General features: G+C 69.1%; 17 protein-coding genes. 2 read left to right on the top strand and 15 right to left on the bottom strand.

All coding sequences use genetic code 11. The annotated features are described in order from the left end of the window. Nucleotides 1–33: 33 nt before the first annotated feature. The 4 genes from BSY19_RS17055 to BSY19_RS17040 are packed head-to-tail and all read right to left on the bottom strand — an operon-like array spanning nt 34 to nt 4300. Nucleotides 34–1101: an ABC transporter substrate-binding protein gene (locus tag BSY19_RS17055; protein ID WP_069055189.1), complete on the bottom strand. Its 1068-nt coding sequence runs from the start codon at nt 1099–1101 to the stop codon at nt 34–36. Nucleotides 1102–1139: 38 nt separating this feature from the next. Then, nucleotides 1140–2453, bottom strand: a complete 1314-nt coding sequence (locus BSY19_RS17050; RefSeq protein WP_069055188.1) for an NAD(P)/FAD-dependent oxidoreductase — start codon at nt 2451–2453, stop codon at nt 1140–1142. 5 nt (nt 2454–2458) lie between these two features. Continuing rightward, nucleotides 2459–3160, bottom strand: coding sequence for an HAD-IA family hydrolase (locus BSY19_RS17045; protein WP_069055187.1), 702 nt, complete (start codon nt 3158–3160; stop codon nt 2459–2461). 54 nt (nt 3161–3214) lie between these two features. Then, a complete protein-coding gene (locus tag BSY19_RS17040) occupies nt 3215–4300 on the bottom strand; it encodes an ABC transporter ATP-binding protein (protein WP_069055186.1) in 1086 nt (361 codons plus the stop codon). A 235-nt stretch (nt 4301–4535) separates the two neighbouring features. Here BSY19_RS17040 and BSY19_RS17035 point away from each other — a divergent pair, with 235 nt between their 5' ends. Then, nucleotides 4536–5486 carry a LysR family transcriptional regulator gene (locus tag BSY19_RS17035; RefSeq protein WP_069055185.1) on the top strand — a complete coding sequence of 317 codons (951 nt, stop codon included), beginning with the start codon at nt 4536–4538 and terminating at the stop codon, nt 5484–5486. Between the two features lie 4 nt (nt 5487–5490). On the opposite strand, the gene rsgA is transcribed toward BSY19_RS17035, so the two are convergent. After that, nucleotides 5491–6498, bottom strand: coding sequence for a ribosome small subunit-dependent GTPase A (gene rsgA, locus BSY19_RS17030; RefSeq protein WP_069055184.1), 1008 nt, complete (start codon nt 6496–6498; stop codon nt 5491–5493). Between the two features lie 221 nt (nt 6499–6719). Here rsgA and hydA point away from each other — a divergent pair, with 221 nt between their 5' ends. After that, nucleotides 6720–8198: a dihydropyrimidinase gene (gene hydA, locus BSY19_RS17025; RefSeq protein WP_069055183.1), complete on the top strand. Its 1479-nt coding sequence runs from the start codon at nt 6720–6722 to the stop codon at nt 8196–8198. Between the two features lie 167 nt (nt 8199–8365). Here the strand turns inward: hydA and BSY19_RS17020 are convergent, their stop codons facing one another. From BSY19_RS17020 to BSY19_RS16975, 10 genes are all read right to left on the bottom strand, one after another. After that, nucleotides 8366–10996: an AAA family ATPase gene (locus tag BSY19_RS17020; protein WP_069055182.1), complete on the bottom strand. Its 2631-nt coding sequence runs from the start codon at nt 10994–10996 to the stop codon at nt 8366–8368. A gap of 10 nt (nt 10997–11006) precedes the next feature. Then, nucleotides 11007–12131, bottom strand: a complete 1125-nt coding sequence (locus tag BSY19_RS17015) for a metallophosphoesterase family protein (protein ID WP_069055181.1) — start codon at nt 12129–12131, stop codon at nt 11007–11009. A gap of 102 nt (nt 12132–12233) precedes the next feature. Continuing rightward, entirely contained in the window at nt 12234–13802 is a 1569-nt protein-coding gene (locus BSY19_RS17010) for a cryptochrome/photolyase family protein (protein WP_069057191.1), read from the bottom strand. 136 nt (nt 13803–13938) lie between these two features. Then, a complete protein-coding gene (locus tag BSY19_RS17005) occupies nt 13939–16275 on the bottom strand; it encodes a DNA translocase FtsK (protein ID WP_069055180.1) in 2337 nt (778 codons plus the stop codon). Nucleotides 16276–16388: 113 nt separating this feature from the next. Beyond that, entirely contained in the window at nt 16389–17771 is a 1383-nt protein-coding gene (gene hflX, locus BSY19_RS17000; RefSeq protein WP_069055179.1) for a GTPase HflX, read from the bottom strand. 5 nt (nt 17772–17776) lie between these two features. Continuing rightward, on the bottom strand, nt 17777–18025 hold the full coding sequence (hfq, locus tag BSY19_RS16995) for an RNA chaperone Hfq (protein ID WP_054141683.1): 249 nt from the start codon (nt 18023–18025) through the stop codon (nt 17777–17779). Between the two features lie 209 nt (nt 18026–18234). Next, entirely contained in the window at nt 18235–19602 is a 1368-nt protein-coding gene (gene ntrX / locus BSY19_RS16990; protein ID WP_069055178.1) for a nitrogen assimilation response regulator NtrX, read from the bottom strand. Beyond that, nucleotides 19599–21887 carry a sensor histidine kinase NtrY-like gene (locus tag BSY19_RS16985; RefSeq protein ID WP_236840382.1) on the bottom strand — a complete coding sequence of 763 codons (2289 nt, stop codon included), beginning with the start codon at nt 21885–21887 and terminating at the stop codon, nt 19599–19601. Before BSY19_RS16985 ends, ntrX begins: the two co-directional genes overlap by 4 nt. Before the next feature lie 127 nt (nt 21888–22014). Further along, nucleotides 22015–23463 (bottom strand): nitrogen regulation protein NR(I), encoded by a 1449-nt coding sequence (gene ntrC / locus BSY19_RS16980; protein WP_069055176.1) that lies wholly within the window; start codon nt 23461–23463, stop codon nt 22015–22017. A 20-nt stretch (nt 23464–23483) separates the two neighbouring features. Beyond that, nucleotides 23484–24560 (bottom strand): two-component system sensor histidine kinase NtrB, encoded by a 1077-nt coding sequence (locus BSY19_RS16975; protein WP_069057190.1) that lies wholly within the window; start codon nt 24558–24560, stop codon nt 23484–23486. Nucleotides 24561–24602 lie beyond the last annotated feature (42 nt).

The raw sequence follows: 24602 nt of genomic DNA, 5'->3' as shown, positions 1-24602 counted from the left end.
GCGCGGCCCGAGAATGACGTCACGCGACGTGGCTCACTTCTTCTGCGAGAAGGAGAGCCAGCGCTTTTCGGCCGCTTCGCCGGCAGCGGAGGTCCACCAGGAGTAGGACATCAGCGCCTGCACCTTGGCATTGTTGGGCGAGCTCGGCAGTTCCAGGACGCGGGCGGCCGGGATGACGCCGGTGTCATAGGCCTTGGGGTTGGCCGGGCCGTAGTCGATATGCAGCGGCAGATTGGCCTGGTGGACCGGATCGACCGCCTCGTTGAGGAACTTGATCGCGGTGGAGAGGTTCGGCGCACCCTTGAGCACGCAGAGCGAGGTGCTCTGCAGGATGCCCTGGTTGTAGGTGTAGGCAACCTTGGCGCCCTCCTTGGCCAGCGCCGAGATGCGGCCGTTCCAGGCCATCACCATGTCGACCTCGCCGTCGTTGAGGAGCTGGGCGGATTGCGCGCCCGACGTCCACCAGACGGTGATGTGCGGCTTGATTTCCTCGAGCTTCCTGAAGGCGCGATCGACGTCGAGCGGGTAGAGCTTGTCGTGCGGCACGCCATCGGCCATCAGCGCAGCTTCGAGCGTGGCGAGCGGATTGTTGCGCAGCGCGCGCCGGCCGGGAAACTTCTTCACGTCCCAGAAGTCTGCCCAGGTCTTGGGGGCGGTCGCGGCGTCCGGGAACTTCTTCAGGCTGTAGCCGAGCACGCTGGAATAGAACTCGTAGGCGACCGACCAGTCGCTGCGATACTCCGCCGGCATCGCGGCCGCGTTGGGAATCTTGCTGAAGTCGAGCTTCTCGACGATGCCCTGCTCGCCGCCGCGCAGGCAGAAATTGGTGGCGACGTCGACGACGTCCCAGGTCGGTTTTCCCGAGGCGACCTGGGAGCGCATGATCGGCCAGGCGTCGGGCACGCTGTCCTGGTTGATGGTGATGCCGAGCTTCTTGGCCGATGGATCGAGGATCGCGATGGTCTGCGCCTTCTGGTAGGCGCCGCCCTGCGAGACGAACATGATCTGTTCGGCCGCCTGGGCGGGGAGCGGGCTCATCAGAGCCAGGGACAGGCCTGCGGCAGCGCAGGCGGTCGCAAAGGTCAGGCGTCGTGGCTGCATGGTCTTTATCCCCTGTTGTTGGATCGGATCTTCGAAAACTACCGTCCGATCGCGTCTAGAAACTGGTACCAGCCGGCCACCATGCGGACGGCCGGCTCTCGAAGCGGGTAAAACGGAACACGGCGCATGCGGCCGGCATCGAGCAGCCCGACATCGGGCGTCTCGCCCCGGGCAAAGGCCGCGAGATAGCGGCCCATCAGGCTCGACATCGCGACGCCGGCGCCGTTGTAGCCCATGGCGAGCATGACGCGGTCGTCGACGCGCCCGACATGGGGCACGGAATCGAGCGTCATCGCGACGAGGCCGGACCAGCGATAGGCCAGCGGCACGTCGGAAACCTGCGGGAAGATGCCGATCATCGCCTTGTGCAGCGCGCGGAAGGCGGCCGGCGAATCCGTCTTGCCGAAGGCGCCCCGGCCGCCGAAGACGATCCGGTCGTCGACCATGCGGAACCAGCGCATCATCCGCTTGGTCTCGGTATAGGTGCGCCGCGTCGGCATCACCGTGGCGGCGAGATTGGGCGAGAGCCTTTCCGTCGCGATGATCGCGCTGCGGAACGGGATCAGGGTCTGCTGATAGGCTTGGGTCGCCGGGGTGAGATCCGAGTAGCTGTTGGTGGCGATGATCGCCTGTTTCGCCCGGACCACGCCGTCCGGCGTCTCGACCAGCACGCCGTCGCCTTCGCGGCGCAGGCGCAGGGCCGGCGTCCCGGCATGGATCGGAATGCCCCGCGCCGCGACGCCCTCGGCCAGGCCGTGCAGATAATTGAGCGGGTGGATGCCGCCCGAGCCGGCATTGAGGACGCCGCCGACGAAGCCGTTTGAACCGGTCTCCTCGCGAACCTGCCCAGCATCCAGCACCGACATGGTGGTGTCGCCGAGCTCGGCGCGCAGCCACGCGGCCTCCTTCACCGCATAGGCCAGCGTCTCGTGGTTATGCGCGGCCTTGACCTGGCCGGAGCGTGTCAGGTTTGCGGCGTCAATGCCGTAGGCCTCGACCAGCTGCGTGACGATATCGGTCGCCTCCAGCGCGATCTCGTACATGCGCTTGGCCATCGGCTTGCCGTGGGCGGCGGCGATGGCCGGGAAGGACAGGCGAAACTTGGCGGTGATGACGCCGCCATTGCGGCCGCTGGCGCCCCAGCCCGGGCGGTTGGCCTCCAGCACGATCGAGGACAGCCCGCTCTGCGCGAGATGATGCGCGGCCGAGAGCCCGGTATAGCCGGCGCCGATGATGACGACATCCGCCTGCGCATCGTCCTGCAGCGCCGGAAACGCGCGCAACGGCGTTGCCGTCGCGCCCCAGAGTGAGGGCGCGGCCTCCAGCGACGACCAGGCGGAGGCGCCGGCCAAGGGCGTCAGACCCCCGCCTCGACGGCGTCGGCCAGCGCCGCCAGTGTCGGGAAGTGATAATCCGGCTTGGTCAGTTCGGGCACGGCCGGGGTGCCGCCGAAGCCCGCCTGGCCCTGCCTGCGCTCGATCCAGCAGGTGGTGTAGCCCAGCGACTTGGCGACGCCGATGTCGTGATACTGGCTCTGGGCGACGTGCAGGATTTCCTCCTGCTTGAAGCCATGAGCCGACTGCCGGCCGCGGTTGAAGGCGAAGAACAACGGATCGGGCTTGGGAGCAATCGCCTCGTCGGCGGTGACGCTGTCGTGGAAGGGGTTGCCGAGCGTGTGCGAATAGAAGGCGAAGGTCGAACGGTCGGCGTTGGTCATGGCGACCAGCCGGAAATGCTTGCGCAGCCTGGCCAGCGCCTCGACCGAGTCGGGGAAGGCCGGATGCTGCAGGATGGCGTACTGGAAGGAATCCGCCGAGGCCTCGTCGGCCGGCAGGCCGAGTTCCTTGGCGAGGTGGATGTAGACCCGCTTCATCGCCTCGCTGGAGCGGTCGTAGTTCAGCTCGCGGCCCTTGAGATAGGGCCCGAAGATGGCGTCGTCGCTGAGCTTCGTGGCCGCCGGCCCGCCGATGCGACGCACCGCGTTCAGGACGCCGGTCTCGAAGTCGATCAGCGTGCCGACGACGTCGAATGTGAGAACCTTGAAATCGCGGAGGGCCATGGCTGTCGACTTCTCTTGGGTGATGGTGTGGGTCTGTGGGGATGGATCGGGCGTTCAGCCGTCCGCTTTCGAGACGACGATCGTGTCCTGCGGGTGGAGGCTGATCGCGACGCGCTCGCCGACGGGCGGGATGCGGCGGGCGGCCTCGTAGTGACTCGGCTGGCGCAGGCTGAGCGGCGTGCCGTCGTCGAGCACGAGGAAGACGCGCAGGCTCTCGCCCTGGAAGACGCTATCGGTGACCCGGGCGGAGAAGCGGTTGCGCTCGGGCGCACCGGCCCCATCCTCGATCAGGAGCTTTTCGGTCTGGACGGCAAGCACGAGCTCGCCGGTCGGCGGCAGGGTGCGGGCGGTGCGGATCAGCGTGCCGGCGAGGGAGACGGCGTCGCTGCCGGCGCGCGCGACCGGCAGCAGCGTCGCCTCGCCGATGAAGCTCGCGACGAAGGCGTTGGCCGGGTGGTCGTGCAGGCGGGAGGGCTTGTCGATCTGGACGAGCTTGCCGTCCTTCAGGATGGCGACGCGGTCGCTCATCGTCAGCGCCTCGCGCTGGTCGTGCGTGACATAGATGATCGTCGCGCCCAGCCGTTTGTGGAGCTGGCGCAGCTCGATCTGCATGGTCTCGCGCAGCTGCTTGTCGAGCGCCGAGAGGGGCTCGTCCATCAGGATCAACCGCGGCTCGAAGATCATGGCGCGGGCGAGCGCGACGCGCTGGCGCTGGCCGCCGGAGAGCTGGCCGATGCCGCGCTCCTCGTAGCCGGAGAGATCGACCATCGCCAGGGCCGCCCGCACCCGCTCAGCATAGGTCGATTTCGGCAGGCGCCGGGCCCGCAGCGGGAAGGCGACGTTCTCGCCGACATTCATGTGCGGGAACAGCGCGTAGTTCTGGAAGACGATGCCGATGTCGCGCTTGTGCGGCGGGGTGAAGGTGACGTCGCGGCCGCCGAACAGGATGGTGCCGGCCGAGGGCTGGACGAATCCGCCGAGGATGCCCAGCAGCGTCGTCTTGCCGGAGCCGGAGGGGCCGAGCAGCGAGACGAATTCCTGCGGCGCGATGTCGAGCGAGACGTCGTCCAGCGCCCGCACCGATCCGTAGATCTTGCTGGCCGACCGGATCTCGACGCGCTCGCCGCCACTCTTCGCCATGACCTGCTCCCGTTGCGATTACAGCGCCACCGCGCCAGCGCGTGGGCAAAGACCGAATTCCGGGCAGGCCATAAGACCATCTTATGTGGCGTCGGCGCGGATCCGGTCGGCTCGCCCGGCGGCGCGGGCCTCTGCCGGGCCCGTCGCCGCAAGCTGCAATCGACAGGGCCATGAAAGGGGATTCAGAGGCTCGTTCGCAATTGCCAAATAATCAGGAGTTTCATAACCTCATGTTATGTCAGACCTGCGCCGCATGGTGTCCTCGAGCAATGCGCTCTTCGTCTTCGAGGCGGCGGCGCGCAGCGGCAGTTTCACGCGCGCGGCCGAGGAGCTGAACGTGACCCAGCCGGCGGTGAGCCGAATGCTCTCGCGCTTCGAGAGCCATCTCGGCTTGCGGCTGTTCGAGCGTGGCGGCAGGGGGGCTGTGCTGACGCCCGAGGGCGAAATTCTGTATCGCCGCGTCGCCGATGGCTTCCGCAGCATCGAGGCCGGCCTGCGCGAGGTCGAGCGGCTGCGCGGCGGCAAGGAGACGGTGACGATCTCGGTCTCCTCGGCGTTCACCACGCACTGGCTGATGCCGCGCATGGACCGGTTCCAGAGCCGCTTCCCGCAGGTCGATCTGCGCTTCCAGATGATCGCCGGTTCGCTGCGCGGTGTGGTCGAGAATGTCGATCTCGGCATGCGCTTCGTCGGAGCGGATGAACCCGTTCCCGCGGACGCTCTGGTGGTGCGCGAGGTCATGCTGCCGGTCTGCAGCCCGGGCTATCGCTGCGAGCCCGGCGCCGCCGAGCCCGCCACGAGCGGCAACACGGTGATCCAGCTCACCGATGCGCCGTCCGACTGGGCCGAGCACTACGCCCCCTTCGCGACGGGACGGGCCGGGCCGGCCAAGACGCTGAATTTCTCGGATTATGCCGTGGTGGTGCAGGCGGCGCTGCTGGGCCAGGGCATCGCCTTCGGCTGGATCACCGTCGTCTCCCATGCCCTGATGTCGGGAGCGCTGGTGCCGGCGGCGCAGCGCCTGACGGTGGGCGACCGGCTCTGCGTGCTGCTGACGCCGCGCAACCGCCCGGCGCGTCCACTCATCCGCGAGATCCGCGACTGGATCATCGCCGAGCTGCGCGCCGAGATCGCGGCGATCGATCGGCTGCATCCGGGCCTGGGGCTGGCCGAGGCCGCCGGCTAGACCGCTACCGCCGCCGGCCCTTCGGCCCGCGGGCCTCGGGCGTCTTCGCCTTGTTCTCGGCGTCGAGCTTGCGCCAGCGGGCGAGCCGGGCGGGGTCGACCGCGCCGCTCGCCACCGCCGCCTGCACCGCACAGCCGGGCTCGTGCTCATGGGTGCAGTCGCGGAAGCGGCAGAGATGGGTGAGTTCGGTGATCTCGGCGAAGAGCGTCTCCAGCCCCGAGGCGGCATCGCTGACATGGAGCGTGCGCATGCCCGGCGTGTCGATCACCCAGCCGCCGCCGGCAATGGCGTGGAGCGAGCGCGATGTGGTGGTATGGCGGCCCTTGTCGTCGCGGGCGCGGATGCCGCCGGTCTCCTGCGCCTCCTCGGGCTCCAGCCCCGCCAGCGCGTTCACCAGCGTCGACTTGCCGACACCCGACGAGCCGACGAGGGCCACCGTCCGCCCCTCCCCGCACCAGGGCGCCAGCACTGCCGTGGCGCCGGTTTCCTTCGGATTGATGACGACCACCGCCAGCCCGCGCTGCAGCGCGGCCGCCTGGGCACGATAGGTTTCGGCCGCGTCGGTGAGATCGGCCTTGGTCAGGATGATGACCGGCTCGGCGCCGCTCTCATTGGCCAGTGCCAGATAGCGCTCCAGCCGCGCGACGTTGAAATCGGCATTGCAGGAGGTGACGATGAAGAGCGTGTCGATATTGGCGCCGGCGAGCTGGGGCGTCTTGCTGCCCTCGACACGGCGCGCCAGCACGGTGCGCCGGTCGAGCAGGCGCCCGATCGCATGGGTCCCCGGCTCGACCAGCACCCAGTCGCCGACCGTGTAGGCGCCGGTGTCGGTATGAACCGGGAGAGCGAGCCGGATCGGCCCCTCCTGCCCGATCGCGCTCATCCGGGCGCGATGGACGGTGGCGATGCGGGCCGGCAGCAGGCCAACGTCCTCCGGGCCGCATTGCTCGGCGAAGAAGGCGTTCCAGCCCAGCGCGGGAAGCGTCCAGGCGGCGGGCTCGGGCGCGGTCATCGGCGGGCTGTCCTGAGACGGGCGATCCTCATCCTGCCGGTAGAGCGGGCTTCGGGCCGGCTGGCAAGCGCCGTCGGCTCGGCTGCCCTATAAGCGCGACGAATAGCGGCGGCGAAGACATCATAGCCCTGCGCCGGGCAGCGCTCGCGGGTGGCCGCGGCTTTGCTATGGTCGAAGGCAGCGGCCCGACTCCACACCGCCCAGCCTGCCGGGAGAACAGCATGACGACGCAACCCTTCGACCTGGTCATTCGCGGCGGGACCGTAGGCACATCGACCGCGCATTTCGTTGCCGATGTCGCCGTGAAGGACGGCAAGATCGCGGCGATTGGCACCGGGCTCGGCAAGGGCGCATGCGAGATCGACGCGACCGGCAAGTTCGTCCTGCCGGGTGGAATCGATACGCACGCCCATGTCGAGCAGGTCTCGGCCGGCGGGCTGATGAACGCCGACACTTTCGAGAGCGCCACGACCTCGGCGGCCTTCGGCGGCAATACCACGCTGGTCTCCTTCGCCGCCCAGCATCGCGGGCTCGATCTGCGCAAGGTCGTCGACGACTATGCGGCGCTCGCGAAGCGCGGCGCGCTGATCGACTACGCCTTCCACATGATCGTCGCGAACCCCGACGAGAAGACGATCAAGCAGGACCTCCCGGCGCTGATCAAAGAGGGGCACGCCTCGATCAAGGTCTTCATGACCTACGATCTGATCAAGGTCGATGACGAGCCCCTGCTCGACCTAATGCTGACGGGGCGCCAGCACCGCGCCCTGATCTGCGTCCATGCCGAGAACCACGGCATGATCTCCTGGATGGGCAAGAAGCTGGTCGAGCGCGGCTACACCGCGCCGAAATTCCATTCGATCAGCCATCCGCGCGGCTCGGAATCGGAGGCCTTCACCCGGCTGATCACGCAGGCCGCGCTGATCGACCAGCCGATCATGATCTTCCACGTCTCCACCGCCGAGGGCGCCGCCGTGATCCGTCAGGCGCGCGGCCAGGGCCTCAAGGTCTTCGCCGAGACCTGCCCGCAATATCTGTTCATGACCAAGGCCGATCTCGACAAGCCCGGCCTGGAAGGTGCGAAATGGATGTGCTCGCCGCCGCCGCGCGAGACCGCCGACCAGGACGCGCTCTGGCAGGCGCTGGCGCTGGGCGATCTCCAGACGGTCTCCTCCGACCACGCGCCCTACCGCTTCGACGAGACCGGCAAGCTCTCCGCCGGGCCGACCCCCAACTTCAAGCAGATCGCCAACGGCCTGCCGGGACTGGAGACCCGTCTGCCGCTGATGTTCGACGCACTGGTCTCGAAGGGCCGGCCCGAATTCGCCGGGCGCGGGCTTGAGGCCTTCGTCGACCTGACCGCGACCGCGCCGGCAAAAATCTACAACTTGCCGGGCAAGGGCGCGATCCAGCCGGGCTATGACGCCGACATCGCGATCTGGGACCCGACGCGAGAGGTGACGATCACGGATGAGGCTATGCACGACCTGACCGGCTTCACACCCTTTGCCGGCTATCGAGTGACCGGCTGGCCCGAGACGGTGATCCGCCGCGGCGAGGTCGTCGTCAGCGATGGCACGCTCCACGCCAAGCCCGGCTCCGGCCGCTGGCTGTCGCGGACCGGTGGCCCAGCCGCCGAGCCGACCGGCAAACTCGTCCTGGAGATGGACCCCGAGCGGAATTTCGGCGCGACGATCTAGTGAGCGTCTCGGCTTCCCCTCGGAAACGCCCCGTCATCCTGGACAAGCTGCGAAGCAGCGCAGCTCCGGGATCCATCATAGGGTACAACGTCGCCCTTTGATGGATCCCGGTCGTCGCTTCGCTCCGCCCAGGATGACGGTGAGGTTCAGACGCTGACGATCGAAGCTCAGCCCTCCGGCGCCCACGGCACCATCCGCAAAATCGTCCCGCCGAGCTGGGCGAAGGCGCGCTGGCGGCAGGAGAAGACGATGATCTGCTGACCGCTGGCCTGGCGGTGCAGCGCGTCGAACATGCGCTCGATCCGGTCGTCGTCGGAATAGACCAGCGCATCGTCGAGGATGACCGGGGCCGGCTGGCCGTCCTTGGCCAGAAGCCGCGCGAAGGCGAGCCGCGTCAGCACCGCGAGCTGCTCGCGCATGCCGCCGCTGAGCACGCCAACCGGCTCCTCCAGCCCGTTGCGGCTCACGGTGCGCGGCAGCAGCGTCTCCTCGTCGAAGGTGACGGTCGCATCCTCGAACAGCAGGCCGAGCAGCGGGCGCAGCTCCGTCATTACCGGTGCGAAATAATGGTCGCGCGCTTCCGTGCGGGCTGCCTCCAGCGCGTTGCGCAGGCGGGTCAGCAGCGCCACCTCGCGCTCCAGCGCCGCCACGCGCCGCTGGGCCGCGCCGAGCTTCTCCGCCGCCTCCTGCCAGGCCTCCTCGACGGCCGCGTCGGCGCGGGCGCGGATGCGGCCGTTCAACTCGGCCGCCTCCTCCCGCAGTGACGCGATCTCGGCCGAGGCGCCATCGAGGACCGAGCGCATGCGGCGCAACTTCGCTTCGGCACCGGGAATGTCGACCGCGCCGGCCTGGAGCGCATCGCGCTGCGCCTGCGCCGCCGACCAGCCCTGCTCGGCCTTCGCCAGCGCAGCGGTTCGCTGCGCCTCCAGCCCGGCGCGCGCCGGCTCGGGGCCGAGCGCTGCCGCCAGCCCCGCCTGCTCGGAGGCGACGCCCGCGAGGGCGCGTTCGGTCTCGACGACGGCCGCATTGGCGGCGTCGCGGGCGGCCTGCGCCTCGCGCTGGGCCCGGCGCGCGGCGACGACACGCGCCTCAGTCTCGACCAGGCTCGCGCGCACGGTTTCGGGATCACCTTCAGCCTCTTCGGCGCCAGACCCTTGCGCCTCCAGTCGCGCGATCTGCTCCTGCAGCGCGGGCAGACCGTCCGGCGCCAGCAGCCGCAGGCGCTGCCGTGCCAGATCGAGCCGGCCGTTCAGCTCGCGGGCTGCGCTGTCGCGCCGTCGCGCCTCGGCGAGATCGGCCACCGCGAGCTCCGCCAGCAGCGTGGTCCGCCTCGCCTCGGCCCGGGCCAGATCCGCCTCGCCGTCGCCACCCTGCGGCAGGGTGATGGCGAGCCGGCCGATGCCCTCGATGGTCAAGGTCGCGGCGCCGGACAGGGTGCGCTCCTCGCCGCCTTCCAGCGTCACGCCGTCGAGCTGGATGGCGGCGGCGATCCCGGGATCATAGGCGACGCGCAGCAGCGGGCGGCGCGCCGCCGCCGTCGCGCGCAAGCCGACGAGCTCGCTTTCCAGCGCGTCCAGCCGCGCCAGCGCCCCCGCTGGCAGACGCAGCGCCTTCAGCTCGGCCTCGATCGTCTCGATCTCGGCACGTCCCTCGGCCGCGCGCTCATGCTCCTGCCGCAGGCGAGCCAGCTTTTCGCCGGCCTCCCGAGCGCGCATCGCCTTGTCCAGCCGGGCGAGCAGGTCGCGCGCCTCACGCTCCCCGGCTTCAGCCCGCTCGACCGCGGTCGCGGCGCCCACCCCGGCCTCGTTGGCGGCGCGCTGGCGCGCCAGCGCCTCGTCGCGACGGCCGCGACTCACCGCCTCGCGTTCGCGCAGCAGCGCCAGCCGCGCGAGATCGCGGCGCAGCGTGTCGAGCGCCTCGCGGGCCGCGTCGCGGGCATTGCGGGCGAGCGCGGCCTCGACCTCGGCCGTGCGCAGCGCCTCGCCATGGGCCCGGGCGGCGGCGAGCGCCGCCTCGGCCTGGGCGACCTCGCGCAGCAGGGTCGCATGGCGCTCGGCGTCGTCCAGCTCGGCGAGCCGGGCCCGCAGGCTGCGGCGCCGGTCGAGCGCGTCGCGCAGTTCGCGCAATTCGCCCGCAAGCTTCTGCTCCAGCTGGGCCAGCGCGTCGCGCTCCTCGAGCGCCTGGGCATAGGGACCGCCGGCCTTGGGCCGGCCCGTCGCCGTGACGAGAGGCGCCAGCTCCGCCTCGCAGGCCGCGAGCGCCTGCGCCATGCGGCGGCCGCCGGTGAGGGATTCGACCTCGCCCTGGACCGAGGTCAGGACGGATTCGCGGGCGCGCTTCTCGCCCTCCTCGTCGCTCTTGGCCCGGCGCTCGATGCCGGTGATGCCCTGGCGCACCCAGAGCAGACCGGCAGGGCCGCCGGGACCGGCCTGGACGAGGTTGGTGATGAAGCGCTCGGCCTCGTCGGCCTGGGCGACGAGCCGGCCGGACGCGAGCTCGCGCACCATGGCGCGCTTGCCGCCATAGAACTGCTTCGTCAGCCGGAAGGCGCCGTTCTCGGTCGTGATGTCGGCCTCGACCAGCGGGTTGCCGCCGCTATAGGGCCGCAGGCCCTGTACGGCGCCGGGCGTGCCGGTATGGGGCTGGAAGAACAGGGCGTGAAGCGCGTCGAAACAGGTCGACTTGCCGAACTCGTTGACGGCGCAGAGCACGTTGACGCCGTCGCCGATGCCCTCGACCGCGACGCCCCGGCCGGCGAAGCGGCGGACATTGTGAAGGCGCAGCGCCGTCAGCTTCATGCCGGGCACCTCATGACGGCATGGCCGCGCAATAGGAGAACAGCCGCGCCAGCGCGTCGCGCGCCGCCTGGCGCTCGGCTGCGGACCGGGCCTCGTCGAGGCTCTCCGTGAGGAGCGCGTCCGCGGCCTGGCGCAGCGCCCCGGCCCGGTCGATCGCGTCGAGATCGTCGCTCTCGCAATCCGTCGCCAGGGCCTCGGCGTCCAGTTGCAGGAAGGCGAATTCCGGCGCGACCGCCGCGATCGCGGCCTCGAGCCCGGCGCGCGCCTGTGGCCGCAGGCGCCCCGCGGCGACGACGCGCAAAAGGGTCTGCCGGCGGACGGGGCCGGCCGGCAGACGCTCTGTCAGAGCCGAGGCACCATCATCGCCGGAGAGCAGGTCGAGCGGCAGGCTGCGCCAGTCGAAGCTGCCGGTCTCCACGGGCGCGACATCGGGCACCGCGCCGGGACCGGCGAGCGAGACCAAGAGCGCCCGGCCCGGCTCATCATGCTTGAAGCGGTCGGGCTCCGGCGAGCCGGAGTACCAGCTGCGCGGACCGATCGGCATCTGGCCGTGCCAGTCGCCCAGCGCGAGATAGTCCAGCCCGGCGCGTATCGCCCGGTCGGGTGCGATGATGTCGAGGCCGCCGCCATCTTCGGAAAAGCTCTGGATCGCGCCATGGGCGAGGCCGATGCGCAGCGCGCCCTCCGGCGTGGGGGCTGAGTCCATCCAGTCGGTCAGGTCGCGGCCCGGGCGCCGCGTCGTGCAGGGCGCGGGCAGGATCACGACATCGGGTGCAAGCGCGAGCGGCGCGGCCTCCGTCGCCAGCACGACATTGCCCGGCAGGGCGGCGCGTGTCGCGGCCCAGAGCTCGTCGGCGAGCAGCGAGTCATGGTTGCCGGGCAGGATGATCCAGCGCAGCGGCGCATGGCCCGCCATGGCGGCGAGCGCCTGGCGCAGCATGGCCGGGCTCGGCGTCTCCGTGTCGAAGCTGTCGCCCGCCAGCAGAACGGTCTGCGCCCCGCCGGCCCGCGCCTGCGCCGCCAGCCGGTCGAGCACGGTATGGCGCGCCTCGCGCAGCCGGCCGCGCAGCTCGTCGGGCATGGTGCCGAAGCGCTTGCCGATATGCAGGTCGGAGGTGTGGAGAAACCGGAACATCGCGCCTGGGGACAGAGAGCGGACAGCGAATCCGCGGAGGCCCCGATCGGGCCGGCGCGCAGCATCGTCGCAAACGCGCGCGAAGGAAATGGCGGGACGCGATCAGCCGAACAGGTCCGGCTGCCCGGCCGGTGGCGCCGAAGGCGGAGCGTCGAGTCCATCGAGGATGGCGGCGGCCTCGCGCCGGATCGTCTCGACATGAGCCGGCGTCATCCGGGCCAGATTCTTGTAGGGCATCGCCATGCGCGGGTTGTTGCCGAGCCGGTCGCGGTTGCGGATCAGGAAGTCCCAGTAGAGCGGATTGAAGGGGCAGGCCCCCTTCCCGGTCTTGATCTTCGGATCATAGGCGCAGGACCCGCAATAATCCGACATCCGGTCGATATAGGCGCCCGAGGCGGCATAGGGCTTCGAGCCCAGCAGCCCACCATCGGCGAAGATCGCCATCCCGTGGGTGTTGGGCAGCTCGACCCATTCGAAGGCGTCGGCATAGACGGCGAGATACCAGGCCTCGATCTCGGCCGGGCGGATGCCGGCGAGCAGCGCGAAGTTGCCGGTCACCATCAGCCGCTGGATGTGATGCGCATAGGCGTTGCGGCGGGTGTCGGCGATGGCGTTGGCCATGCAGTTCATGTCCGTCTCGCCCGACCAGTAGAACCAGGGCAAAGGGCGGTCGGCCGCGAGCGCATTGGTCTGCGCATAGGCGGGCATCTCGAGCCAGTAGATGCCGCGGACATATTCGCGCCAGCCGAGGATCTGGCGGATGAAGCCCTCGACGGCGTTGAGCGGCGCCTTGCCGGCGCGCCAGGCGGTCTCGGCGGCGACACAGACCTCGCGCGGCAGCAGCAGGCCGATATTGAGATAGGGCGACAGCAAGGCATGGAAGAGGAACGGCTCATCTTCAGCCATCGCATCCTGATAGTCGCCGAAGGACGGCAGGGCGTCCGCGATGAAATGGTCGAGTGCGGCCAGCGCGTCGGTGCGCGTCACGGCCCAGCCAAAGCCGTCGAGATCGCCGAAGTGATCCGGAAAACGGTCCGCGACCAGCGCCATGACCTCGCGCGTGACCGCGTCCGGGGCCGTGCGCCCGCGGGGCGGAAGCGTCAGCGACGCCGGCAGGCGCTTGCGGTTCTCCGCGTCGAAATTCCATTGCCCGCCGACGGGCCCGTCATCCTCCATCAAGAGCCCGGTGCGACGGCGCATCTCGCGGTAGAAGAACTCCATGCGATAGGATTTGCGCCCGTCGGCCCAGGCGGCGAAATCGGCACGCGAGCAGAGGAAGCGGTCGTCGTCGCGGATCTCGACGGGGAGCCCGAGATCCTGCGCCCAGTCGTCCATCATCCGGCGCACGCGCCATTCGCCGGGCTCGGTGACGACGACGCGATCGGGCCGGTGGCGGGCGATGGCGCGCGCCAACTCGCCCGAGAAGGAGCCGGTATTGGCGGGATCGTCGAGCGCGACATAGTCGACGCTCAGCCCCTCCTCGCGCAACTCCTGCGCAAAATGGCGCATCGCCGCGAGAATGAAGGCGATCTTCTGCTTGTGATGGGGGACATAGGTCGTCTCCTCCGCCACCTCGACCATCAGCACGACGTCTCGCTGGGGGTCAAAGCCGTCGAGCGCGGAGAGGTCGCGGCTGAGCTGGTCGCCGAGGATCAGGACGAGGCTCTTCACCGCGCGGCTCTCGGCGGGCACCGGCGGTCGGTTGAAGATCCTGTCGGCCTCATCGCAGCGCTCCTGTCGTTGCGATGACTACGCCCAGCTCCCACAACCGGTTCAGCCCCGGCGCAGGCCGGCAGCTGTACCGCCGCTAGTCTTCGTCTTCCCTGGCCCTGCCGGTTTCGACGAGGATTTCGCGTTTGCCGGCGTGGTTGGCGGGGCCGACGATGCCCTCGTTCTCCATCCGCTCCATGATCGAGGCGGCGCGGTTGTAGCCGATCTGCAGGCGTCGCTGGATGTAGGAGGTCGAGGCCTTCTTGTCGCGCAGCACCACCGCCACCGCCTGGTCGTAAGGGTCCTCGCTCTCGGCCGCGGCCAGCGCGCCCTTGTCGAAGACGGCGCCGTCCTCGCCCTCGGGCGCAGCCTCTTCCTCCTCGGAGGTGACGGCGTCGAGATATTGCGGCCGGCCTTGCGTCTTGAGATGGGCGACGACCTTCTCGACCTCGGCATCCGAGACGAAGGGGCCGTGGACGCGGGTGATGCGCCCGCCGCCGGCCATGTAGAGCATGTCGCCCTGGCCCAGCAGCTGCTCGGCGCCCATCTCGCCGAGGATCGTGCGTGAGTCGATCTTGCTCGTGACCTGGAAGGAGATGCGCGTCGGGAAATTCGCCTTGATCGTGCCGGTGATGACGTCGACCGATGGGCGCTGCGTCGCCAGCACGACATGGATGCCCGCGGCACGGGCCATCTGGGCGAGGCGCTGGATCGTGCCCTCGATCTCCTTGCCGGCGACCATCATCAGGTCGGCCATCTCGTCGACGATCACGACGATATAGGGCAAGGGCTCGAGGTCCATGACCTCGTCCTCGTAAACAGCCTCGCCGGAGTGGCGGTCGAAGCCGGTCTGGACCGTGCGGGTGATGACCTCGCCGGCGGCCTTGGCCTCGCCCACGCGGGCGTTGAAGCCGTCGATGTTGCGCACCGAGAGCTTCGACATCTTCTTGTAGCGCTCCTCCATCTCGCGCACCGCCCATTTCAGGGCGACGACCGCCTTCTTCGGGTCGGTGACGACGGGGGTGAGCAGATGCGGGATGCCGTCATAGACCGACAGCTCCAGCATCTTGGGATCCACCATGATCAGCCGGCACTGCTCGGGCTTGAGCCGGTAGAGCAGCGACAGGATCATCGTGTTGATCGCCACCGACTTGCCCGAGCCGGTCGTGCCGGCGACCAGGAGATGGGGCATCTTGGCGAGATCGACGATCACCGGCTCACCGCCGATGGTCTTGCCGAGGCCCAAAGCGAGCTTGTGCTTGGAGCTCTCGAAATCCTGGCTCGCCAGCAGCTCGCGCAGATAAACCGTCTCGCGCTTGGCGTTGGGCAATTCGATGCCGATGGCGTTCTTGCCGGGAATCACCGCCACGCGCGCCGAGATCGCACTCATCGAGCGCGCAATGTCGTCGGCCAGCGAGATCACCCGCGAGGACTTCGTGCCCGGAGCCGGCTCCAGCTCGTAGAGCGTCACCACAGGGCCGGGGCAGGCCTGGACGATCTCGCCCCTGACGTTGAAATCCTCCAGCACGCCTTCGAGGAAGCCGGCATTCTGCTGGAGTACCTCGGTGGGGATCGCCGTCTCGACCGCCGGCGGCTCGCCGAGAATGGCGATATCGGGCAGCTCGAAGGGCGCCGGCGGCGCGACGCGGACCTCCGCACGCTCCGGCACCGGCGCAGCCACCGGTGCCGCGACGGGCTCTGGCATCGCCATCTCGGCCCGCGCGCGGCGGGTCACGACGACACCGCGCGCCGGACCGGCTGAGACCGACTCGGCGAGGGGGGCCGGCGCGACGGGCGTGACCATTGCCTGCGCAGCCGGGCGCATCGCTATCGCCCGAACAGGCGTTGCATGCTGCGGCTCAGCCTTGCGGGCCGCGCTGCGGGCCGGCGGCCTCGCGGCGACGGGCGCGGCCGGCCGCGCGGGACGTGGCATGGCGGCGGGCGCCTCGGCCCGGGGTGCGGCGGCCGTGCGGCCGGTCTCGTCCTCGGCGACATCGGCGGCGACGACTTCCCAGAAGGCGTGATCCGAGATCAGATCGAAGGGCGTCAGCGGAGCCGGCTCATGAGCGTCATCCGCGAAGGCCTCATCAACGACGACCTCGTCGACAGCGGCATGGCCCGACATCTCGACGAGCGACTCGACTTCGATCTCATCGATATCCGACTCGTCGTCGCCCAGCGCGACTTCGATCCCGGCGCCGCGCGCCCAGACGCTGCCGATCAGACGATCCGGCGTGCGCCAGAAGCGGACCTGCGGCGGTTCGGGGTGAGGCGGCGCAGCGGGAGCCTCGCCGGGCTTCACCAGCGCCAGCGGATTGGCGCGCGACCGGACGTAGACCGGGCCGCCCTGCTCCGTGGGCAGGTCCGGCGCATCGTCGGAAAAGGCTTCGGCGGCAATCTCTTGCGCGGAGGTGTGAAGGCCGGAATGACGCATGAGAAACCGCGGAGGCTGGCGTAGAAGACAGGCTCCAAGGGGTATCGGCCCAGCGTTAAGACGCGATGAACAAGCGCGCCGGCCGCAGCCTCGGGCGCGCTCCGTCCGCCTGCCTAGATCTCCCGCTGCGCCTCGGGGAAGCGGGCGCCGAAGGCCCCTTCCCGCTCGGGCGGCAGCCGGACCGTCAGGTCCAGCGTGCCGTCCTCGGCGTCGCGGCGTTCGAGGATCTCGCCATTGGCGTGCAGCCAGGCCAGCGACTGACCGTCCCCGGGGGGCAAGGCCAGGCGATAGATCGGGCGGCTGCGGGCGATTCGGCTCTCGATCGCGTCGGTGAGCCGTCCGATGCCATCGCCGGTCAGGGCCGAGACCAGGACCGGACGCGAGACCTCGGGCTTCAGACCGGCGAGGCCGAGCTGGCGCTCGCGCTCCTCCGGCGCCAGCAGGTCGGACTTGTTCCAGACCTCGACGACACGCTGGCCGTCATCGGGGTCGATGCCGAGATCGCGCAGGATCGCCTGAACGTCGGCGGCCTGGGCGGTGGTGTCCTCATGGGCGACGTCGCGGACATGGAGCAGCACATCGGCCTCGATGGCGTCCTCCAATGTGGCGCGGAAGGCGGCGACGAGCTGTGTCGGCAGGTCGGAGATGAAGCCCACCGTGTCCGACAGCATGATCCGGGCGCCATGCGGCAGCTTCAGCGCGCGGGCCGTCGGGTCGAGCGTGGCGAAGAGCATGTCCTGCGCCAGCACCTCGGCGGAGGTAAGCCGGTTGAACAGGGTCGACTTGCCGGCATTGGTGTAGCCGACCAGCGCCACGACCGGATAAGGCACACGCTTGCGGCTGGCGCGATGCAGACCGCGCGTGCGCTTGACCGCTTCCAGATCGCGCTCGATCTTGGTCATCCGCTCCTGGATGATGCGCCGGTCGGCCTCGATCTGGGTTTCGCCGGGGCCGCCGAGGAAGCCGAAGCCGCCGCGCTGGCGCTCGAGATGGGTCCAGGACCGCACCAGCCGGCTCTTCTGGTAGTTGAGATGGGCGAGTTCGACCTGCAGCGCGCCTTCCTTGGTGCGCGCCCGGCGGCCGAAGATCTCGAGAATCAGGCCAGTGCGGTCGATGACCTTGCAGCCGAAGGCCTTTTCGAGATTGCGCTGCTGCACCGGCGAGAGTGCGCAGTCCATCACGACGAGGCCGATCTCCTCGAGCTTGATACGCTCGGCGATCTCCTCGACCTTGCCCTTCCCGAGATAGGTCGCCGGCCGCAGCGCGGTCAGCATGACCTGGATCGGTTCGACCACGGTCAGGTCGATCGCGGCCGCCAGACCGACGGCCTCGTCGAGGCGCGCGGCGAAGGAGCGCTGGTTGGCGTCTCCGGCACCGCGACGCTGCTGATAGGGGCCGACGACATAGGCGCGGGTGTTGGCTGCGATCTCGCGCTCAATGGCGTCGAGCGGCTTGGTGGCCGTCCGCGCCTCGTCCGCATCGCTGCGGGCGCCCATCGGGGTCAGGCCTTGTCCTGTTCCTCGGGCTCGAACAGCTGCACCGGCTGGCCGGGCATGATCGTCGAGATGGCGTGCTTGTAGACGAGCTGCGAATGCCCGTCGCGGCGCAGCAGCACGCAGAAATTGTCGAACCAGGTGACGACGCCCTGCAGCTTAACGCCGTTGACGAGGAAGATCGTCAGCGGAATCTTCTGCTTGCGCACGTAGTTGAGGAACGTGTCCTGAAGGTTTTGAGCCCGCTCTGCGGCCATGGGTAGCCCCTGTTGTTGGGATCGCTCATCGGGTTCAAGCCCGCGATCCAATTCGTCCCGTTGGCGGCGCGAGACCGCGCGCCACTTCGGGACACCGATCCCGCATTAGATCGCTGACTCCGCCTACAACGCAAGTGCAACATTGCTTCGCATTGCGGCGAAGGGCCTGCGCCGCGCGCACGCGCTCATGCAAGCCATGCCTGCCGGCCTCAGCCCACGCCGAGCGATTTCAGCTTCCGATGCAGGGCCGAGCGCTCCATTCCGATGAATTCGGCGGTCCGGGAGATGTTCCCGGAGAAGCGCGCGATCTGCGCGATCAGATACTCGCGCTCGAAGATTTCGCGCGCATCGCGCAGCGGCAGGCTCATCAGGCGCTCGCCACCGGAGCCGGACGGCGTCGTCGGCACCATGGCGCCGACCTCGGCCGGCAGCATGTCGACGGTGATGTCGGCGGTGGGATCGCCCTTGGTCAGGATCATCAGCCGCTCGACATTGTTTCTGAGCTCGCGAACGTTGCCGGGCCATTCATGCGACTGCAGCACGGCCATGGCGTCCTGCCCGATCCGGCGCTTGGGCAGGCCGGACGCGATCGAGATCTGCTCCATGAAGAACTCGATCAGCTCCGGCACGTCCTCGCGGCGCTCGGAGAGCGCCGGCACCTTGACCGGAACGACCGAGAGCCGGTGATAGAGGTCCTCGCGGAACTGCCCGCCCGAGATCAGCTGGGCGAGGTCGCGGCTGGTCGAGGAGATGACGCGGACGTCGACATGAACCCGCGTCGCGCCGCCGACACGCTGGAAGTTCTGGTCGACCAGCACGCGCAGGATGCGGTTCTGGGTCTCGCGCGGCATGTCGCCGATCTCGTCGATGTAGAGCGAGCCGCCATGGGCCTCCTCCAGCGCACCGACGCGGCGGGAACGGCCGTCCCCGGCCTCGACGCCGAAGAGCTCCTCTTCCATCGTCTCGGGGGTGATGGTGGCCGCGTTGATCACCACGAAGGGGCCGGTGGCCCGCGTCGAGGCCTCGTGCAGGGTGCGGGCGGCCAGTTCCTTGCCGCAGCCGGGCTCACCGGTGATGAGGACGCGCGCATTGGTCGGTGCGACGCGCTCGATCGTCTGGCGCAGCTGGTTCACGACGGTCGACTTGCCGACGATGCGGCTGGCCTGGACCGAACCCTTCTTGAGTTCGCGCACCTCGCGCCGCAGCCGCGACGCCTCCAGCGCCCGCTCGGCGACGAGGACCAGCCGGTCGGCCTTGAACGGCTTCTCGATGAAGTCATAGGCGCCGCTCTTAATGGCCGAGACGGCGGTCTCGATGTTGCCATGGCCCGAGATCATCACCACCGCGAGGTCGGGATGGGCCTGCTTGACCAGTTCCAGCACCTGCAGCCCGTCGAGGCGGCTGCCCTGGAGCCAGATGTCGAGAAAGACGAGATTGGGACGGCGCGCCGCGATCGCCGCGAGCGCCTCGTCGGCGGAACTCGCCTTGCGCGTCCGATAGCCCTCGTCCTCGAGCAGGCCGGCGACCAGCTCGCGGATGTCGGCCTCGTCGTCGACGACCAGAATGTCAGCGCTCATACGCGTGCCCCATCATGTTGTTGCCGTGCCGCCGCCGCGTCGCGAGCTTGGTCGCTACGGCCGCCTTCCGGGTTCTCCTCGGCCGGTCCGGTCTCCGGGAACCAAAGCCGGACACGGGCGCCGCGCCCGCCCTCGCCCGCATCCGGACGATCGAGCAGGTCGATGCCACCGCCATGGTCCTCGAGAATCTTGCCGACGATCGCGAGGCCCAGCCCCGTGCCGCCCTCGCGGGTCGTCATATAGGGCTCCAGCAGCTTCTGGCGCTGGTCGGCCGGCAGACCCTTGCCGTTGTCGATCACGTCGATGACGATCCGGCCATCCTCGCGCCGCTCGAAAACGACATCGATCCGTCCGGGCCCGCGCTCGTCCATCGGCACGGCCTCGATCGCCTCGGTGGCGTTCTTGATCACATTGGTCAGGGCCTGGGAGAGCAGGCGACGGTCGAAGCGCGCCATCGCCGGCCCGTCGGGCAGATTCTCGGTAATCGTCAGCTCGGGATTGCCGACGCGCATCAGGAAGACGATCTGGCGAACCGTCTCGGCGATGTCGTCGCGGGCCAGCGAGGGCTTCGGCATGCGGGCGAAGGAGGAAAACTCGTCGACCATGCGGCGGATGTCCTCGACCTGGCGGACGATCGTCGCCGTGCACTGCTCGAAGACCTCCTTGTCCTCCACGATCACGCGCCCGAACTTCCGCCGGATGCGCTCGGCCGAGAGCTGGATCGGCGTGAGCGGATTCTTGATCTCATGGGCGATGCGGCGCGCCACGTCGGCCCAGGCGGCGGTGCGCTGCGCCGAGACCAGATCGGTAATGTCGTCGAGGGTGACCACGAGACCGGCGCCGGCCCCCTCGCCCTCGCGGGCGGCGCGGACATTGACCATGCGGTCGCGTCCGGCGCGGGTGATCGCGATCTGGCCGGAGGTCTGGCGCTGGCGCCCGGTGAGGGCTTCCGTGACGAAGGTGGCGATCTCGGGGGCGACGGCCGCGATCGGCTGGCCCAGCAGCCGGCCGCCGGTGCCCAGCAGGCTCTCGGCCGAGCGGTTGATGATGGTGATGTGGCCGTCGCCGTCGAGGCTGAGCACGCCGGACGAGACGCCCGACAGCACGGTTTCGGTGAAGCGGCGCCTGCGGTCGATGACCTCGCTGGCGGTGACCAGCCCGTCGCGCTGGCGGCGGAGTTCCGCGGTCATCTTGTTGAAGGTTTCGCCGAGATGGGCGAGGTCGCCCTCGGAACGGCGGATCGGAACCTGGACGTAGAAATTGCCGCTGGAAACCTGGTCGGTGGCGTGGATCATCCGGCGGATCGGCGCGACCAGCGCATTGGCGAAGCTCAGGCCGAGCCAGATCGCCGAGAGCAGCAGGATGACGGCGATCAGCCCGTACATCGAGGCGAAGGCGATCTGGACCCCCTTCCGCCGCGCGTCGATCGAGAGATACTCCGTCGCTGCGGCCCGCGCGATGGCCGGGAACTCGACCGCGAGCGGATCGACCTGCCGCGCGATGTGGAGGAAGGCGTTGTCATAGGCCGGCAGCTTCATCAGCGCGCCGAAGACCCGGCCGGTCGGGGGAATCACGCAGATCGGCTCGGGCGAGGCCATGGCGTCGTCGAAGGCCGCCTGGTCGGGCTTGGCCGCATCGCGCAGCACGTCGATGTTGGCGCGCGCCAGAACCTTGTCGGGAGACTGCATGATCGCGACGACGGGAACGCCGAGCGCCGTCGCCCGCGCCGTCAAGAAGCTGTCGAACCACTTGCGGTCGACATCAAAGGCGGCCCTGGCACGGGAGAGATCGTCGGAGAGCAGCCGGATCTCGCGGCCGAGCGACTGGCATTGCGAGCCGGCATAGGCATCGGCGACGTCGACCGAGCGGAAGATCGCGTCGCGCATGCGGTCCGAGAACCACGGCTCGAGACCGCGCTCGATCGTCACCGTGGCGATGATGGCGACGAGGATCGCGGGCAGCGCCGCGATGATGCTGAACAGGCCGACGATTCGGACGTGCAGCCCCGCCGCCGCGGCACCCGCCCGGCGCGCGCGGATCAGCACCGCGGTCTCGAAGGCGACGACGACGAGAAGCAGCAGGATCAGCAGGGCATTGAGGACGAAGACGCCGACGACGACCTGATGGACCGGGACCACCGGCGTGACGCCCGACAGCACGAGGAAGGTGACCAGCGCCGAGACCAGCGCGAAGACGACGACCGTCGCTCCCAGCCAGCCGGACACGCGTCGCGGCGTGTCCTCGGCGCGCGGCACGATCCTCAGGTCACTCGGTGATGCAGACACGATCGCAGACAACTCCCTGGCGGCCGGCGCACAGGACGCGCCCGGCCGCAGCGCCGCACTGATGCGCCGCCGCAACGGTGTTGTCAAAATATGACATATGAAAGGCGGAGCCGTGCCGCCATCCGTCTCACCGGGGTGAGCGCACCACCTGCATGTCGAGCTCGCGGATCTTCTTGCGCAGGGTGTTGCGGTTGAGCCCGAGCAGTTCAGCCGCGCGGATCTGGTTGCCGCGGGTCGCCGCGAGCGCCGCGGCGATCAGGGGCGGCTCGACCTCGCGCAGAATGCGGTGATAGAGGCCCGGCGGCGGGATATTGTCGCCGAAGCCACCGAAATACTGGTTGAGATGGCGCTCGACCGAACCCGACAGGGTTTCGGCCCTCTCCTGGGCGGGGTTGCCGGAGAAGCTCGCCGTCGCCGTCGCCGGCTGCAGCTCCGCCTCGATGATCGGGGCGGTGATGGTTTCCTGGGGATAGAGCGCCGCGAGGCGGCGCACCAGATTCTCCAGTTCGCGGACATTGCCCGGCCAGCGATAGCGCCGCATGACGTCCATCGCTTCCGAATCGATCTGCTTGCGCGGCAGCCCCTCCTTCTCGACCAGCGAGAAGAAGTGACGCGCGAGGTCGGGAATGTCCTCGACGCGCTCGCGCAGGGGCGGCAGGCGGATCGGCACCACGTTCAGGCGGAAGAACAGGTCCTCGCGGAACAGACCCTGGGCGATCGAGATCCGCAGGTCCTTGTTGGTCGCGGCGACGATGCGGACATTAGTCTTGATCGGGGTGCGGCCGCCGACGGTGGTGTATTCGCCCTGCTGCAGCACGCGCAGCAGGCGCGTCTGCGCCTCCATCGGCATGTCGCCGATCTCGTCGAGGAAGAGCGTGCCGCCCTCGGCCTGCTCGAAGCGGCCCGAGGAGCGGGTCAGCGCGCCGGTGAAGGCGCCCTTTTCGTGGCCGAAGAGCTCGGATTCGATCAGGTCCTTCGGGATCGCGGCCATGTTGATCGCGACGAAGGGGCCGTTCTTGCGCTTGCCGTAATCGTGCAGGGCGCGGGCGACGAGTTCCTTGCCCGTGCCGGATTCGCCGTTGATCATCACGGTCAGATCGATCGGCATCAGCCGGGCGAGCGCGCGGTAGACGTCCTGCATGGCCGGGGAGCGGCCGATCAGCGGGATGTCGTCGGGCTCGGCCGCATTGGCCCGGGCCCCCTCGCCGCGGGGCCGCGACAGGGCACGGCCGACGATGGCAACGAGCTCCTTCAGGTCGAAGGGCTTGGGCAGGTATTCATAGGCGCCGCGCTCGGAGGCCTTGATCGCGGTCATGAAGGTGTTCTGCGCGCTCATCACGATGATCGGCAGTTCCGGCCGCACGCGCTTGATGCGTGGCAGCAGGTCGAAGGCGTTGCCGTCCGGCATCACCACGTCGGTGATGATGAGGTCGCCCAGACCTTGGGCGGCCCAGGTCCACAGCGTCGCCGCCTGGCCGGTGGTCCTGACCTCGTACCCCGCCCGCGCCAGGGCCTGATTGAGGACGGTGCGGATCGCGGCGTCGTCGTCCGCGACGAGAATGTTACCGGTGGGCATTCACTGTGGTCCTGTAGGCCTCAATCCGCCTGCCGCGCCCGGAACTGGTGCAGAGGCAGCAGAATTCGAAACGTGGTGCGGCGGGGGACGGATTCGCATTCGACGATCCCGCCGTGATCCCCGATCACCTTGGCGACAAGTGCAAGTCCAAGGCCACTGCCCTGGGCCTTGGTGGTGACGAAGGGATCGAACAGGTGCGGCAGCAGATCGGGCGGCACGCCGGGACCATTGTCGCGGATGCCGATTTCGAGCGGCAGCGCGATGCGGCCCGACGATCCCGCGACCTGCATGCGGATGCCGGGCCGGTAGGCCGTGGTCAGGGTGACCTCGCCGTCGATCGCCTGTGTTCCAATGGCTTCTGCCGCATTCTTCATCAGGTTCAGCAGCACCTGCACGAGTTGGTCGCGGTTTCCCGAGACCGGCGGCAGGGACGGATCATAGATCTCGCTGAAGCGGATGTGGCGCGCGAAGCCGGACTGGGCGAGGCGCTTCACATGGTCGAGCACGTCATGGACGTTGACGGGATCGCGCTCGGTCGGGCGTTCGTCGCCGAAGAGCTCGACGCGCTCGACGAGCTTCACGATCCGGTCGGTCTCGTCGCAGATCAGCTGAGTCAGGATGCGCTCCTCGTCGGGAACGGTCGCTTCCAGCAGCTGCGCGGCGCCGCGAATGCCCGAGAGCGGGTTCTTGATCTCGTGGGCCAGCATCGCACCGAGCGCCGTGATGGAGCGCGCTGCTCCTCGATGCGTCAGTTGTCTGTCCATTTTTTCAGCAATTGTTCGTTCTTGAAGCATCAGAACGACCGCTTCGCCCTGGCTGGGCAAAGGCGAGGCAAAAACATCGACGATCCGATCGGCTCCGAGCCGGGGCGACCCGAGATCGAGCCGGTACTCGCTGACGCTCGACCCGCGGCGCTGAACCTCCTCGACGAGCGCCAGGACGGGCGAGCCGAAGGCGATGAGGTCATCGAGGCGCTGGCGCTTCAGCACCACCGCGCTGGACTGGAAGAAATCCTCGGCGGCGGTGTTGGCGTAGAGGATGCCGTTGCGCTCGCCGATCACCACCACGGGCATCGGCAGCACATTCAGCGCCTGCATCTCGATCGGATCGAGCAGGTAGCCGTCCCTGCCCTTTCCGCC

This window comes from Bosea sp. RAC05 (assembly GCF_001713455.1).
Classification (GTDB): domain Bacteria; phylum Pseudomonadota; class Alphaproteobacteria; order Rhizobiales; family Beijerinckiaceae; genus Allobosea.
Note: the sequence above shows the minus strand (reverse complement) of the source record. Positions and strands in the feature narration are given on the sequence as shown.

What these genes read in the sequence shown, in the direction of transcription:
- BSY19_RS17055 (WP_069055189.1), bottom strand. Translation starts at nt 1,101, where the DNA reads ATGCAGCCACGACGCCTGACCTTTGCGACCGCCTGCGCTGCCGCAGGC.
- BSY19_RS17045 (WP_069055187.1), bottom strand. Translation starts at nt 3,160, where the DNA reads ATGGCCCTCCGCGATTTCAAGGTTCTCACATTCGACGTCGTCGGCACG.
- BSY19_RS17040 (WP_069055186.1), bottom strand. Translation starts at nt 4,300, where the DNA reads ATGGCGAAGAGTGGCGGCGAGCGCGTCGAGATCCGGTCGGCCAGCAAG.
- BSY19_RS17035 (WP_069055185.1), top strand. Translation starts at nt 4,536, where the DNA reads ATGTCAGACCTGCGCCGCATGGTGTCCTCGAGCAATGCGCTCTTCGTC.
- rsgA (WP_069055184.1), bottom strand. Translation starts at nt 6,498, where the DNA reads ATGACCGCGCCCGAGCCCGCCGCCTGGACGCTTCCCGCGCTGGGCTGG.
- hydA (WP_069055183.1), top strand. Translation starts at nt 6,720, where the DNA reads ATGACGACGCAACCCTTCGACCTGGTCATTCGCGGCGGGACCGTAGGC.
- BSY19_RS17020 (WP_069055182.1), bottom strand. Translation starts at nt 10,996, where the DNA reads ATGAAGCTGACGGCGCTGCGCCTTCACAATGTCCGCCGCTTCGCCGGC.
- BSY19_RS17015 (WP_069055181.1), bottom strand. Translation starts at nt 12,131, where the DNA reads ATGTTCCGGTTTCTCCACACCTCCGACCTGCATATCGGCAAGCGCTTC.
- BSY19_RS17005 (WP_069055180.1), bottom strand. Translation starts at nt 16,275, where the DNA reads ATGCGTCATTCCGGCCTTCACACCTCCGCGCAAGAGATTGCCGCCGAA.
- hflX (WP_069055179.1), bottom strand. Translation starts at nt 17,771, where the DNA reads ATGGGCGCCCGCAGCGATGCGGACGAGGCGCGGACGGCCACCAAGCCG.
- hfq (WP_054141683.1), bottom strand. Translation starts at nt 18,025, where the DNA reads ATGGCCGCAGAGCGGGCTCAAAACCTTCAGGACACGTTCCTCAACTAC.
- ntrX (WP_069055178.1), bottom strand. Translation starts at nt 19,602, where the DNA reads ATGAGCGCTGACATTCTGGTCGTCGACGACGAGGCCGACATCCGCGAG.
- ntrC (WP_069055176.1), bottom strand. Translation starts at nt 23,463, where the DNA reads ATGCCCACCGGTAACATTCTCGTCGCGGACGACGACGCCGCGATCCGC.
- BSY19_RS16975 (WP_069057190.1), bottom strand. Translation starts at nt 24,560, where the DNA reads ATGCAGGCGCTGAATGTGCTGCCGATGCCCGTGGTGGTGATCGGCGAG.